This is a genomic window from Mesonia aquimarina (assembly GCF_003667275.1).
Taxonomy (GTDB): Bacteria; Bacteroidota; Bacteroidia; order Flavobacteriales; family Flavobacteriaceae; genus Mesonia; species Mesonia aquimarina.
The window spans coordinates 176,633-190,917 of record NZ_RCNV01000002.1; the positions used below are offsets into that span (position 1 = coordinate 176,633).

A 14,285-nucleotide genomic window follows, 5' to 3' on the forward strand; every position below is an offset into this window, starting at 1 on the left:
TTATGGCTTTATCTCGGTTTCTACTGAAACAACTATTGCGCCAAGTTATTTCTTTTCGCGAATGCGTTTGTAAATTTTAAAACCGAGCATCAGCATAATTGCTAAAACAAAAATTCCGATGACACCAAAAATCCAGTTGACAGCATTTTTTAAAATTACTAAAAATACAACCGAAAAAAGAATTAAGGTAGAACCTTCATTCCATAATCGCATTTGATTAGATGTCCATTTTACAATGTCGTTTTGTAATTCTTTAAAAATTAAATGACATTTAAAATGATATAAAAACAATAAAAATACAAAAACAAGTTTTACGTGCATCCAGCCTTGTTGTAACCAAACAGGTTGCAAAATGAGTAATATAACTGCAAAAATTGTCGCCAATATTGCTGATGGCCACGTAATGATAAACCACAAACGCTTGGTCATAATTTTTAACTGCTTGCCTAAAATTTCTTTTTCCGGAGAGGTTTTTTGAGAGGCTTCAATTAAATACACAAACAAGCGCGGTATATAAAACAAACCTGCAAACCAAGTGATCACGAATATTAAGTGGAGTGATTTTATGTAATTGTAATATTCTTGCATTTAAGGCTTTTTTGCTGGGTTTTGAAACGAATACCTAATCCTTTTTGTTGAGATTCATAATATTCAATAGCTTCTTCAATATCAAAAAGGGCATTGGATTCAAAACGAATTTCAAACTCCATATTTTTTGTTTAATCTTGCTTTTACTTCATCAAATGAAAGAGTTTCAGCTTTTCCGCCTTCATATAATGCTAATCTTCGCTCAAGTTCCTGGTATTGCTCAGCTGATAAAATATCTTTTTCATATAAAATAGAATCTTCACGAAGTACATGTGCTTCATCATTCAATAAAACTTTTACCTTATTCAGTTTCTCAATATCATCACAAGCAATAATCGCTTTTAATAATTCTATTTTCAATTCATTCATCTTGCGTTCCATAACTTCTCATTTCATACAAAGATAACGGATTTTTATGGCTTTTGAACTGATGCCGCTTTTTCCATTTCTGAAGGTTTTAAATGTAACCGAATTTCACGATTTAAGAAAAAGCCTGTTACAATAGTTGAAATGACATCGGCTAGCGGAAAAGAAATCCATACGCCTAACTCACCAAAATAGTTCGGTAAAATTAAAATTAACGGAATGAAAAAGAATCCTTGTCTAGTTAATGTCAATAATAGTGCAGGAACCGCTTTTCCAATAGCTTGAAAATAAGCTGAACCAATTAGTTGCAATGAAATAATAGGAATCGCTGCAAAAACCCAACGCATAGCGGGCGGCGTTTCACTTATAATCCGTTCATCTTGTGTAAAAACTGAAACAATCGCTTCAGGAAAAATCATAATAACTGAAAACACAACTAGCGCCAATAAACAGGAGCCAATAATCGCTTTATTAATACTTTCACGAACACGCTCCGGTTTTTTTGCGCCATAATTATAACCGGCAATCGGAAGAAAACCTTGGGTAACCCCCAACACAGGAAACAACGCAAACATTAACATTCTTGCAATAATCGCATAAATTGTAACCGAAGTTTCTCCGCCAAGATCAAACAATATATTATTCATTAATAAGTACGTAATACTCACAACGGCTTGTCTCGCAAGTGTAACAAAACCCAACGCTCCAATTTCTTTTAAAATAGGAAAATCGATCCCAAAGTGTTTAAAATTGATTTTTAATTCTGAATGATCAGAAAGAAAAAACCACAAAATATAAAGAAAACAAAGAATATACGAACCGGTTGAAGCCCAAGCCGCACCGGTCATTCCCATATCGAGTACGTTTATAAAAAAATAATCGCCCACTAAATTTCCTACGGATGGAATGACCATGGCGACCATTCCGAATTTTGGTTTTCCTTCAGCTCTAATCACGTTGTTTCCCATCATCGCCAAAGCCAAAATCGGAACGCCATATAATACGATTCTGTAATAAATTTTAGCGGGTTCAAAAATTTCACCTTTTCCGCCGAAAACAGGAATAATATCATCTATAAAAATTAAGCCGATAATCATTAAGGAAACGCAACATAAAACTGTAATCGTAATTTGGTTACCGAAGGTTTTTAGCGCTTTTTCATAATTATTGGCTCCCAACGCACGCGAAATAATAGAAGATCCGCCTATGCCAATCGCCATTCCTAAGGCGGCAATAAAAAATGAAACCGGCAAAACCACATTAATTGCGGCTATCGCAGTTGGACCAATCCAATTTCCTACAAAAATAGTATCGACTAAAATGTTGAGTGACATCACCAAAATCCCGATTGAGGCCGGAACTGATTGTTTTATCAACAGTTTACTGATAGGTTGATTTCCAAGCGCTGCCGAGTCAACTTTTGCCATTATGCTTTTTCGGTTTCGGGTTGGTTTGCCCACTCGTCAATCCAACGACTAAGCGTTTTTACCCAATCTTCACGATCGTTTAAACACGGTACAACAGTAAATTCTTCACCGCCAACTTCTTCAAAAATCTCTTTTCCTTCCATGGCAATTTCTTCTAAGGTTTCTAAGCAATCTGAAACAAAAGCCGGGGTTACAATGGCCATTTTTTTCATTCCGTTTAAACCAAATTTTTCGATAGTTCTATCGGTGTATGGTTTTAACCACGGATCGAAACCTAAACGCGATTGAAAGGAAACACTATATTTATTTTCCGGTAAACCAAGTTTTTCTGCGACCAAGCGTGTGGTTTCAAAACACTGGTGACGGTAGCAAAATTGATGCGCCGGCGATGGTGTTTTGCAACAGCTTCCATCTATTTGACAATGAGAATTGGTAATATCACTTTTCTTAATATGTCTTTCCGGAACGCCGTGATAACTAAACAATAAATGCTCGTAATCTACATGTTCCAGCTTTTCTATAATGCTTTTAGAAAGTACATTTATATAATCTGGATGATTATAAAACGGCGGAACAGTTGTAAATTTTATCTGCGGAAAAAACTCTTGTTGCAATTCTTCTGCTAATACCAAAATAGTTTCTGTAGTAGCCATGGCAAACTGCGGATATAACGGAAGTAACAAAACTTCATCTACACCTTTATCTACCAATTCTTGCAAACCAGATTTTAAAGATGGCTCTCCATAACGCATTGATAATGCAATGGGAACGCTGGTAAAATCGTCAATTTTTTCTTGTAAGCGTTCAGAAAGTACGATGAGTGGCGAACCTTCTTCCCACCAAATTTTTTGATAAGCTTCTGCCGATTTTTTTGGGCGAGTATTCAGTACAATTCCTTTTACAATAAAGGCTCTCAATAACCACGGAACGTCTATTACGCGTTCATCCATCAAAAACTGATCGAGGTATTTTTTTACATCTTTAGGGTCTGTACTTTTTGGCGAACCCAAATTAACGAGTAAAACTCCTTTCATGTTATTTTTTTTTCAAAGGTAAAGTAAATCACTAAACCCACATTTTTAGATCTTATTTTATTCTTATAAAACGATAATTAAATTAAATATTAGGTTTAACTATTATTACTCTCTAGTAAAAAGTCAATTAATTCAATTTATTTTTATTACCTTTATACATATAAAACTAATTTATCATGAAAATTAAAAATTTTTTAACCGGAGTTTTTTTAGTGTGCTCATGCTTAACTTTTGCTCAAACTAAAAATGATACTAAAACTGAAACAAAAAGCACTTCTGCTGTTACTGAATTTAAATTTGAAACAAAAAACATTGAAGCGCTAAAGAAATTTGATTGGAATATAGTTCATGATTTGTTTGAAGAAAATGAAAAAGACCAAGATATAACCTTAGCCTTTGCTTTTGAAAATCCTGATAAAACTAAAAAAACAGGGATTAGAATTGATGATTTTAATTTTAAAATCACCGGAAAAACCGCCGATGCGAGTACGCTTATAAAAACAACAAAATCTTCAGTTGAAAATTTTATTAACCTTAGTGAAAAATATGACGATTAGTTCGTTTATTTAATCAATCAAAACCGTATCAAGTTAAATTAACCGACTGAATATATTTTTTTGGCGTGGTTCCAAATTTCTTTTTAAAAGCGGCAATAAAATGACTTGCCGTGCTGTAACCTACGCGTAAACCGACTTCGTTTACATTATGCTGTCCGGTTTCTAAAAGTTTTCTGGCGTAATCCATTTTATAATCAAATAAAAAACCGAAAACAGTATCACCATAAATTTCTTTAAAGCCTTCTTTCAATTTCTTTAGACTTAAGCCAATTTCATCAGAAAGCTCTTGTAAGCTTGGCGGTTCTGCCATTCGATTTAAAATTATCTCCTTAGCTTTTCTAATTCTTCGTACATTATCTTCATCAACCAAAAACGGACACTGTTCTACATCGGCTTCTTCTGGGCGGTTAAAATATAAACCGATAAGTTCGTAAGCTTTTCCCTTTAAATAAATTTTCTTGACTGAAGGATGCAAATTAAAATTTAAAATCTGACTTAGAACTACTGCCATTGACGGACTAATATTCAACTCTTGATAATATTTTTTATCGCGGTTGTCTTCCTTTAGAAAATCGATGTAATTGGCTTCTTCAGAAAAAAGTCCGTGAAATTTTTTGATAGAAACAAAAACCGAAACCAACCATGATTTTGAAGAAACCTCTACATTCAACGGCAATTCTTGTGTAGGGTTGTATAGCAATAATGCTTTTTCATCAGCCAGATTTAATGCATAACGACCTTCGTTAAAATTAAATTTAGCGCTTCCTTTCACACAAAAATGAAATTGAATAAAATTTCGATGAATATCGCGCTGTGTTTTCTCTACGCTATCTGTCTCATTTTGATAGGTTAAGATTTTAAAACCCTCTTCAATATCAACTACATTAAATGAACTTTCAGCGTTGTTTTTGTCGTCTATTTTCATTGCTCTACACGTGTTTTTTATTTAGAATCGTTCTAAAGTAATAAAGCCATAAGGGCTGTTATTCCTGTAAAAATAAACTAAAAAGCCGGAAAATAACCAGATAATCATCAAAATAACTTATAACGATACTAAAAGTTCTTTTAGCGTTACTTTTATAAAATCAATCGTTTTAAATTTGCTCCGAAATATTTTCGGATAAATTCTTCCATGAAGAACTACAACATATCAAAACATAATTCATTTTACGCTATTGGCCTAAACTACCAAAAGGCAGATGCTGATATTCGCGGGCATTTTAGCTTAGATGAAGAACAAAAAAAAGCACTTATTCTTGATGCAAAGACTGAAGGGATAGACGGTATTTTGGTAACTTCTACTTGTAACCGAACCGAAATTTATGGTTTTGCACAGCATCCCTTTCAGCTTATAAAATTATTATGCCAACATACTCGTGGTACGGTTGAGGAGTTTGAAAAAGTTGCTTACGTTTATAAAAACCAAGAAGCAATTAGTCATCTTTTTAAAGTTGGCACCGGTTTAGACAGTCAGATTTTAGGTGATTTTGAAATTATCAGTCAGTTAAAATATGCTTTTATGCTTTCTAAAAATGAAGAAATGACCAATCCGTTTTTAGAGCGATTGGTAAATTCTGTAATTCAAGCAAGCAAGCGTATTAAAAATGAAACCGGCATTTCTTCAGGAGCAACTTCTGTTTCCTTTGCTTCAGTTCAATATATTTTGAATGAAGTTAAACATGTTTCCGATAAAAAAATATTGCTTTTCGGAACCGGAAAAATAGGAAGAAATACCTGTGAAAATTTGGTAAAGCATACCAAAAATGATCATATTACTTTAATCAACAGAACAAAAGGAAAGGCTGAAAAAGTTGCTGGAAAATTTAATTTAATCGTAAAAGATCACGCCGAATTACAAGCGGAAATTCGCGATACCGATATCTTAATTGTAGCCACCGGAGCGCAAAATCCGACCATTTCTAAAGAGCTAATTTACCCGAAAAAAGACCTCTTAATTTTAGATCTTTCTATTCCTAAAAATGTTGCTGATGATGTAGCAGATTTAGATAATGTTAACTTACTGCACTTAGATCATCTTTCTAAAATGACTGATGAAACCTTGGCAAATCGCAAAAAATTTATTCCGGAAGCCGAAGCAATTATAGAAGAAGTAAAAGCAGATTTTAAAGCTTGGTTAGAAACTAGAAAATTTGCACCCACCATAAAAGCGCTAAAAAAGAAATTGCGCACTATGAAAGATAATGAGCTTAATTTTCAACGTAAAAAAATAGCCGATTTTAATGACGAGCATGCCGAAATTGTAAGCAACAGGATCATTCAAAAAATAATGAATCAGTTTGCCAATCACTTACGTGACGATGCCGATGCTACCGATGAAAGTCTTGCGCTTATTCAAAAAGTTTTTCAACTAGAAGATAACCGAAACTAAATGTCTAAAGTAATTCGCATAGGAACCCGCGATAGCGAATTAGCGCTGTGGCAGGCTAATACCGTAAAAAATAAATTAGAAAAACTAGGCTATAAAACTAGCTTGGTTCCTGTAAAATCTACCGGCGATCTCAATTTAGATCAACCGCTTTACGAAATGGGAATAACCGGTATTTTCACCAAAACTTTAGATGTAGCAATGATCAAAAATGAAATTGATATTGCTGTACATTCTATGAAAGATGTGCCAACTGCTTTACCAAAAGGAATTGTAGAAGCCGCTGTTTTACCCAGAGCCAACACGAGCGATATTCTAATTCACAAAGGGACAGATTTTTTAGCCGAAAAAAACGGAATTATTGCTACCGGAAGTCTACGCAGAAAAGCGCAATGGTTACATAAATATCCCGAACATTCAGTCGTGAATTTACGGGGAAACGTAAATACGCGAATGCAAAAATTAAACGATAATAACTGGAACGGAGCCATTTTTGCAGCAGCCGGTTTAGAACGAATTCATTTAAAGCCTGACAATTTTATTAATTTAGATTGGATGATTCCTGCACCGGCACAAGGTGCTATGCTAGTTGTGGCAAAAAAGAAAGATGAGTTTTCAAGAGAAGCTTTAGCCAATTTAAACGATGAAAAAACCAATGTTTGCGTACAAATAGAACGTGAATTTTTGCGCGTTTTAGAAGGCGGTTGCACCGCGCCTATTGGAGCTTTAGCAACTATAAAAAATGGCGAAGTTTCTTTTACCGGCGCATTATTTAGTTTAGACGGAACAAAAAAATTAGAAGAAAAAGCTAGTTTTTCCTTAAAAAATTACAAAAACAAAGGTAAAGAAGCTGCAAATTCTATACTTTCAAAGGGTGGAAAAGAGTTGATGAACTCCATCAAAGCTAAATTAAACAGCTAATGCTTAAAAAAATAAGCCAATCTAATATTGCCCTTTGGTTTTTAGACCTTATTTTACTGGCCTTTTTAATATTTGATTTTGGTTTTGAAAGCTATAAAGATTATCGCCTTTACAAGTTAATTGCGCTGCCTGCATTACTTATTGCTCTTTTAGGATTCAATTATTTTAAATACCGAAACTTCAATAGCAATATAAAGGTTAAACGAAGCTCGCGTTTTAACCTAACTATTCTTTCTTTTTTAGTACTCTTAGAGTTACTATTGATCATCTTCAATTATCAAAATTCTTTTATTGAAACTTTTTTTGAAGAACGCTATGTTATTGAATACGGCTTATTATTTTACTTCTTTATTCGGCTAACTTTTTTCGTCAGAAGAATTTACGACATCTATTTTAATCCGGCGATTCTTTTTATCGGAAGCTTCGCGATTGTAGCGCTTTCGGGGTCTTTTTTACTAATGCTGCCTGAAGCCACCACAAACGGAATCACTTTTACCGATGCTTTATTTACCTCAACAAGCGCCGTTGCCGTAACGGGGTTAATTGTTTTAGATACAGCCAAAGATTTTACGCCTTTTGGGCAAACTATAATTATGGTTTTGTTTCAATTAGGCGGATTAGGAATGTTAACCTTCACCTCTTTTTTTGCTTATTTTTTTAAAAGTGGTTCATCTTTTAAAGAAAGCCTTTTTATGAAAGATGTTTTAGGCAATGAAAAACTCAGCAGCATTATGCAAACTGCCATGCGCATTGTAGTTTTTTCATTAGTTGTAGAAGGCATTGGCGCCTTGCTTATTTTTAGTTCTTTAGAAGGAGACGATACGTTTCAAAACCGAAGTTTTTTTGCTGTATTTCATGCAATTTCTGCTTATTGCAACGCGGGTTTTTCAACTTCATCTAGCGGGTTTTATGAAGAAGGTTTGCGCTTTAATTATTACATGCAATGGGTGGTTATGGTATTGATTATTTTTGGTGGTTTGGGCTATTCTATTGCTTCTAATTTTATTCAGTATACAAAACGATTTTTAGTTAACCTTTTTTATAAAAGTCGTAAAAAATTTATTGCCAGAATTATTACCTTAAACACTAAAATCGTCATCTATACCACAATAATTTTAGTTGTTGCCGGAACCGGGTTTTTTCTAATTTCCGAACAAGAAACAAATCTCGCCGAACACACCTCTGCTTTTGGTAAATTTACCACCGCTATGTTTTCTTCTGTTACTACTAGAACAGCAGGTTTCAACACGGTAGATTTAACAAATTTCACTATTCCGGGAATTTTGTTTATGATTTTTTTAATGTGGATTGGTGCTTCTCCAGCTTCTACCGGAGGCGGAATTAAAACAACAACTTTTGCCTTAGCAACACTTAATGTTTTTTCTATCGCAAAAGACAAACCCAATATAGAAATTGGTACGCGTCGCGTAGCTAGAGAAGCTGTTCAGCGTGCATTTGCCATTATATCTATTTCGTTAGCTTCAATCGGGATAGGCATTTTATTATTGCTTATTTTAAACCCGCAGTTTACATTGTTGCAAATTGCTTTTGAAACATTTTCGGCTTATAGCACGGTAGGCTTATCTTTAGGAATTACTTCCGCGTTAAGCGAACCTAGTAAATATGTAGTTATTTTTCTGATGTTTTTTGGGAGAATAGGATTGATTAACTTTATGATTGGTATTTTAAAAAGTGTAAATACGAATGAATATAAATATCCGAAAGAGAATATTTTAATAAATTAATTTAGCTGAATATGAAGATTGTTGTCATCGGACTTGGAAATTTTGGAATGTCGTTAGCGGTTCATTTAGCCGATTCTGGAAATGAAGTAATTGCGGCAGATCAAAAATTAGAGAAAATCGAGCTTATAAAAGATAAGGTTTCGCACGCTGTCTCTATGGATGCAACAAATGAAAACGCTTACAATTCACTTCCGCTAAAAAATACCGATGTGGTAATTATTGCCATTGGCTCGCATGAAGGAGCAGCCTTAATGAGTACAGCAATTGTAAAAAAAATTACGAAAGCAAAAATTATTACACGTTCGTCTTCCGCGATACAAGATACAATTTTAGAAGCGATGGATGTTGATCAAATTATTCATCCGGAACAAGAATATGCCGAGCGTTTAATGAAAAAAGTCAACCTAAAAGGAAGTATAGATAATTTTGAAATTGATGAAGATTACCTAGTTTCTGAAGTTAGCGTTTGCAATTCTCTTATTGGAAAAACCTTGATGCAATCCGATTTTAGAAAAAAATATAAACTGAATATAATTACCATCCTTCGGAAAAAGGAATACTCAAATTTTATCGGCAAAAAATCAACTAAAAAAGAAGTTATCGGTATGCCCACGCCAGAAACAAAATTCCAGCAAAATGATGTCTTGGTTGTTTTTGGAAAAGATAGCGATATTGAAAATTACTTAAAAGAGCATGTCAACAATTCTGAGCAGTAAAATACTTGAGCAGAATCAGTTTTCACTGCTGTTAAATGCAAATATCAACATTGTGCAATATAATGCTATACATATTCATTTTCATCAAAATCTTGATATGCCAACTCAAGTTGAAAATGCAATTATTACTAGCAAAAATGCCTTTAAAGCAATCCAAAATAAGGTAGAAATTAAGCAAGCTTTTGTTGTGGGAAACAAAACAGCTGAATTACTAAAAAATGCTGAAATTTCAATAGCAGAAAAAGCAGATTACGGGAAAAATTTAGCTGATATAATTTGTAAAAATCACGCCGAAAAAAACTTTCACTTTTTCTGTGGAAACAAACGAAGAAATGAAATTCCCAATATATTAAGAGAAAACAAAATTACTTTTATAGAAACAGAAGTTTACAAAACAACCTTGAATCCGAAAAAATTTAAACAAGAATTTGACGGCGTTCTTTTTTATAGCCCAAGTGGCGTGCAAAGTTTTGTTCAGCAAAATAAGCTAAAAAATACAACCGCATTTTGCATTGGAAAAACCACTGCAAGTGAAGCAAAAAAACATACAGAAAATATCATAATTGCAAATCAACCCACTGTAGAAAACTTAATAGTTCAAGTGGTAAAAAAATACAGAAATGATTAAAAACGATTTATTTTTAAAAGCCTTAAAAGGCGAAAGCGTAGAGCGACCGCCGGTTTGGATGATGCGTCAAGCAGGACGTTATCTACCAGATTTTATGAAGCTGAAAGAGAAATACGATTTCTTTACACGCTGCAGAACACCCGAATTAGCTACGGAAATTACCGTAATGCCAATTCATCAAGTCGGTACCGATGCGGCTATTTTATTCAGCGATATTTTGGTTGTTCCGCAAGCTATGGGAATCGAAATTGAAATGAAACCCGGCGTTGGTCCGTTTTTACCAGATCCTATCAGAACGCCAGTTCAAGTCAATGACATTAGAATTCCTGATGTTTATGAAGAATTAGGTTATGTTTACGAGGCAATAAAAATGACCAAAAAAGAATTGAACGATGAAGTTCCGCTTATTGGTTTTGCCGGTTCGCCGTGGACAATTCTTTGTTATTTAGTGCAAGGTCAAGGCTCTAAAAACTTTGATAAAGCCAAAGAATTTTGCTTTAAGCGCCCAATGGCTGCGCATATTTTATTGCAAAAAATTACCGATACCACCATCGCTTATTTAAAAGGGAAAGTAGAAGCCGGCGTAGATGCGGTACAACTTTTTGATTCCTGGGGTGGCATGCTTTCGCCAACCGATTATCAAGAATTTTCGTGGAAATATATGCAACAAATTATCGATGCGTTAAAAGATGATATTCCGGTAATTGCTTTTGGTAAAGGTTGCTGGTTTGCATTAAAAGAAATGAGTGAATCTGGTGCTTCGGCTCTTGGTGTAGATTGGACGTGCTCGGCTAGAAATGCCCGTTATTTAAGTGGCGGAAATATCACCTTGCAAGGTAATTTTGATCCTTCTCGTTTATTTTCACCACCGCGAGAAATAAAATCGATGGTGCACCAAATGATCGATGAATTTGGAAAAGACAAATACATTGTAAATCTTGGTCACGGTATTTTACCGAATATTCCGGTGGAAAATGCAAAAGCTTTTGTAGATGCCGTTAAAGAATGGCAACCGCGATAAATGAAAATCTGGGAAACCATAAAGCGTTTTAAACTAAGACAACTTTTTGTGTTATCTAAAACGCTTTTGCTAAATCCCATTTATATTTTACCGACTTACAGCGCCACAAAAGAAACGCTTAAAATTTGTGATGAAAAATTTGGAGAAGCACATCATCAAAATAACAAATCCAATGCTTTTCGGCACGCGTTATGGAATTTTTTAATTGCTGAAAGATGCTTTCGCGGAAATAATTCGGTAGAAAAGTCACTTTTTTGGGCTAAAAAAATAACTGATTTACACGAAGAACTTTCGCCTAATAAAAGTTTAGCTAAATTCATGGATTTGCATAATAATGAAATCGGAAGAAAACTTTTTCAGCAAAAAATAAACAAAGAGAAAATCATTCCTGTTTTAGAAAAATATATGAAAAGTGCCTTAGAAATTTCAATTGAAAAAGAAGCACAATCAAACCCGAGTAAACTGATTTATATTGAAAATGATGAAAGATAAATTTTACGCATATATACAAGAATTACAAGATCGTATTTGTAAAAAACTGGAAGAAACAGACGGAAAAGCCAAGTTCCAACAAGATCTTTGGGAGCGTGAAGAGGGCGGCGGCGGAAGAACTCGTGTAATTGAAAACGGAAACATATTTGAAAAAGGCGGTGTAAATATTTCGGCAGTTCACGGTCCGCTGGCACCGGCGATGCAACAATATTTTCAGGTGGGTGATGTCAATTTTTTTGCCTGCGGATTGAGTTTAGTGATTCATCCAAAAAGTCCGATGATTCCTACTGTTCACGCAAATTGGCGCTATTTTGAAATGTATGACAAAGAAGGAAATGTAATCGATCAGTGGTTTGGCGGCGGACAAGATTTAACGCCTTATTATTTAATTGAAGAAGACGCAAAACACTTTCATCAAGTTTCAAAAAATGCTTGCGATAAGCACGATAAAGCCTTCTATCCTGAATTTAAAAAGAAATGCGACGAATATTTTTGGAATGCGCATCGTGATGAAGCTCGCGGAATTGGCGGGTTATTTTTTGATCATTTAAAAGCTTCCGACGAAAAAACGATGCAAGATTGGTATGATTTTGTTACCGAAGTTGGCGACAGCTTTTTAGAAGCCTACATTCCTATTGTTGAAAAACGAAAAGATTCAACTTTTACAGAAGAGCAGAAAAACTGGCAAGAAATTAGAAGAGGTCGCTATGTTGAATTCAATTTAGTTCACGATAAAGGGACTTTATTCGGCTTAAAAACCAACGGAAGAATAGAAAGTATTTTGATGAGTTTACCGCCAAAAGTTCAATGGCAATACGATCATCATCCCGAAAAAGGAAGCGAAGAAGAAAAGTTGGTAGATGTTTTGAAAAACCCCAAAGATTGGGCTTGAAGTAGCTTTCAGCAATTGCCTTTTAGCTATTAGCCAAAAAAGAAATTAGAATGAGGAATTATAAAAATTACTTGGTTTGGAAAAAAGGACACCAGCTAACGCTTGATATTTATCAACTAACCAATAATTTTCCTAAAGAAAAGCTTTTCAATTTAGTAAGTCAAATGAAAAGAGCAGCAAGTTCAATTCCAACAAATATCGCGGAAGGCTGCGGAAGAAATTCAGAAAAAGATTTTACCAGATTTCTTTATATTGCATTTGGTTCTGCAAACGAATTAGAATATCAAATTTTATTAAGTATAGATCTTAATTTTATAACAACAGAAAAAGTTATTACAAGTAGAGGAAATCAAAAAAATGCTCAATGCATTAATACAAAAAATAAAAAGCTAAAGGCTAAGCGCTAATAGCTAAAAGCTAAAAAAACCATGTTCCCATTAAATAGAAATAGAAGATTACGCACCAATGAAGCGATGAGAAGTTTGGTGAGAGAAAATTTTTTAACACCAAAGGATTTTCAAGCGCCACTTTTTATCGTGGAAGGAAAAAATAAAAAAGAAGAAATTGCTTCAATGCCGGATTATTACAGGTTCAGTTTAGATTTACTTCAGCAAGAAGTTAAAGAATTGTGGAGTCTCGGTATAAAATCGGTTTTGCTTTTTGTAAAAGTTGAAGAAAACTTAAAAGACAATCAAGGAAAAGAAGCCGTAAATCCTGAAGGATTAATGCAACGTGCTATAAAAACAGTTAAAGATGCTGTTCCCGAAATGGTCGTGATGACCGATGTGGCTTTAGATCCCTATTCAATTTATGGTCACGACGGCATTATTGAAAACGGAAAAATTTTAAACGATGAATCGGTTAAAGCTTTAGCAGAAATGGCAGTTTCTCACGCAAAAGCAGGAGCAGATTTTGTAGCACCAAGCGATATGATGGATGGCAGAATTTTAATTATGCGTCAGTCGTTAGAGCAAGAAGGCTTTACCAACACCGGCATTATGAGTTACAGTGCTAAATATGCTTCGGCATTTTATGGGCCTTTTCGCGATGCGTTAGATTCTGCTCCGGTTGATGCGCAAAATATTCCGAAGGATAAAAAAACCTACCAAATGGATCCGGCAAATCGTAATGAAGCAATTAAAGAAACCTTGATGGATGTTGAAGAAGGCGCTGATATTGTAATGATAAAACCGGGTTTATGCTATTTAGATATCGTACGCGATATCAAAAATGAAGTAAATGTCCCAATTTCTGTTTATCAAGTTAGCGGTGAATATGCGATGATTAAAGCTGCTTCAGAAAAAGGATGGTTAGATCACGATGCCGTTGTTTTAGAACAATTGACTGCGATTAAAAGAGCGGGAGCTGACTTTGTAGCAACGTATTTTGCTAAACATGCTGCCAAATTAATTTCGTAACAAACTAAAAACCCTTGATAAAAAAATTCATCAAGGGTTTTTTATTAAAATTTAATTTCTTTTTAAGTAGTTGGCTTTTTTTAAATTTTTACCT

The 14,285-nt window shown here is 34.3% G+C and carries 17 protein-coding genes; 11 read left to right on the forward strand and 6 right to left on the reverse strand.

Annotated elements, in window-relative coordinates; genetic code table 11:
- Positions 1-45: 45 nt before the first annotated feature.
- From D9R05_RS04215 to hemH, 5 genes are read right to left on the reverse strand one after another with little or no spacing between them, the layout of a single operon-like run.
- The gene (locus tag D9R05_RS04215; RefSeq protein ID WP_121665986.1) at positions 46-588 is read right to left on the reverse strand and encodes a CopD family protein; all 543 of its coding nucleotides are present in this window, start codon (positions 586-588) and stop codon (positions 46-48) included.
- The gene (locus tag D9R05_RS15450; protein ID WP_162984893.1) at positions 564-710 is read right to left on the reverse strand and encodes a hypothetical protein; all 147 of its coding nucleotides are present in this window, start codon (positions 708-710) and stop codon (positions 564-566) included. The genes D9R05_RS04215 and D9R05_RS15450 overlap by 25 nt, the downstream gene beginning before the upstream one ends.
- Entirely contained in the window at positions 700-969 is a 270-nt protein-coding gene (locus D9R05_RS04220) for an addiction module protein (protein WP_121665987.1), read from the reverse strand. Before D9R05_RS04220 ends, D9R05_RS15450 begins: the two co-directional genes overlap by 11 nt.
- A 32-nt stretch (positions 970-1,001) precedes the next feature.
- The gene (locus D9R05_RS04225) at positions 1,002-2,381 is read right to left on the reverse strand and encodes an MATE family efflux transporter (RefSeq protein WP_121665988.1); all 1,380 of its coding nucleotides are present in this window, start codon (positions 2,379-2,381) and stop codon (positions 1,002-1,004) included.
- Positions 2,381-3,415, reverse strand: coding sequence for a ferrochelatase (gene hemH, locus D9R05_RS04230; RefSeq protein WP_121665989.1), 1,035 nt, complete (start codon positions 3,413-3,415; stop codon positions 2,381-2,383). Before hemH ends, D9R05_RS04225 begins: the two co-directional genes overlap by 1 nt.
- Positions 3,416-3,591: 176 nt before the next feature.
- Here hemH and D9R05_RS04235 point away from each other — a divergent pair, with 176 nt between their 5' ends.
- Entirely contained in the window at positions 3,592-3,972 is a 381-nt protein-coding gene (locus tag D9R05_RS04235; protein WP_121665990.1) for a hypothetical protein, read from the forward strand.
- A gap of 28 nt (positions 3,973-4,000) precedes the next feature.
- On the opposite strand, the gene D9R05_RS04240 is transcribed toward D9R05_RS04235, so the two are convergent.
- Entirely contained in the window at positions 4,001-4,897 is an 897-nt protein-coding gene (locus D9R05_RS04240) for a helix-turn-helix domain-containing protein (protein WP_121665991.1), read from the reverse strand.
- Positions 4,898-5,104: 207 nt separating this feature from the next.
- Here D9R05_RS04240 and hemA point away from each other — a divergent pair, with 207 nt between their 5' ends.
- From hemA to hemB, 10 genes are read left to right on the forward strand one after another with little or no spacing between them, the layout of a single operon-like run.
- Complete coding sequence (gene hemA / locus D9R05_RS04245) at positions 5,105-6,361, forward strand: glutamyl-tRNA reductase (RefSeq protein WP_121665992.1); 1,257 nt, start codon at positions 5,105-5,107, stop codon at positions 6,359-6,361.
- The gene (hemC, locus tag D9R05_RS04250; RefSeq protein ID WP_121665993.1) at positions 6,362-7,279 is read left to right on the forward strand and encodes a hydroxymethylbilane synthase; all 918 of its coding nucleotides are present in this window, start codon (positions 6,362-6,364) and stop codon (positions 7,277-7,279) included. It abuts the gene before it with no gap.
- Positions 7,279-9,024, forward strand: coding sequence for a TrkH family potassium uptake protein (locus tag D9R05_RS04255; protein WP_121665994.1), 1,746 nt, complete (start codon positions 7,279-7,281; stop codon positions 9,022-9,024). The genes hemC and D9R05_RS04255 overlap by 1 nt, the downstream gene beginning before the upstream one ends.
- 11 nt (positions 9,025-9,035) lie before the next feature.
- Complete coding sequence (locus tag D9R05_RS04260; protein WP_121665995.1) at positions 9,036-9,740, forward strand: potassium channel family protein; 705 nt, start codon at positions 9,036-9,038, stop codon at positions 9,738-9,740.
- Positions 9,718-10,368 carry a uroporphyrinogen-III synthase gene (locus tag D9R05_RS04265; protein ID WP_121665996.1) on the forward strand — a complete coding sequence of 217 codons (651 nt, stop codon included), beginning with the start codon at positions 9,718-9,720 and terminating at the stop codon, positions 10,366-10,368. The genes D9R05_RS04260 and D9R05_RS04265 overlap by 23 nt, the downstream gene beginning before the upstream one ends.
- The gene (gene hemE / locus D9R05_RS04270; RefSeq protein WP_121665997.1) at positions 10,361-11,389 is read left to right on the forward strand and encodes a uroporphyrinogen decarboxylase; all 1,029 of its coding nucleotides are present in this window, start codon (positions 10,361-10,363) and stop codon (positions 11,387-11,389) included. The genes D9R05_RS04265 and hemE overlap by 8 nt, the downstream gene beginning before the upstream one ends.
- Positions 11,390-11,881, forward strand: coding sequence for a DUF6973 domain-containing protein (locus D9R05_RS04275; RefSeq protein ID WP_121665998.1), 492 nt, complete (start codon positions 11,390-11,392; stop codon positions 11,879-11,881).
- Complete coding sequence (gene hemF, locus D9R05_RS04280; protein ID WP_121666213.1) at positions 11,871-12,773, forward strand: oxygen-dependent coproporphyrinogen oxidase; 903 nt, start codon at positions 11,871-11,873, stop codon at positions 12,771-12,773. The genes D9R05_RS04275 and hemF overlap by 11 nt, the downstream gene beginning before the upstream one ends.
- A gap of 50 nt (positions 12,774-12,823) precedes the next feature.
- Positions 12,824-13,180: a four helix bundle protein gene (locus D9R05_RS04285; protein WP_121665999.1), complete on the forward strand. Its 357-nt coding sequence runs from the start codon at positions 12,824-12,826 to the stop codon at positions 13,178-13,180.
- Positions 13,181-13,201: 21 nt separating this feature from the next.
- Positions 13,202-14,191 carry a porphobilinogen synthase gene (gene hemB, locus D9R05_RS04290; protein WP_121666000.1) on the forward strand — a complete coding sequence of 330 codons (990 nt, stop codon included), beginning with the start codon at positions 13,202-13,204 and terminating at the stop codon, positions 14,189-14,191.
- Positions 14,192-14,285: the final 94 nt, after the last annotated feature.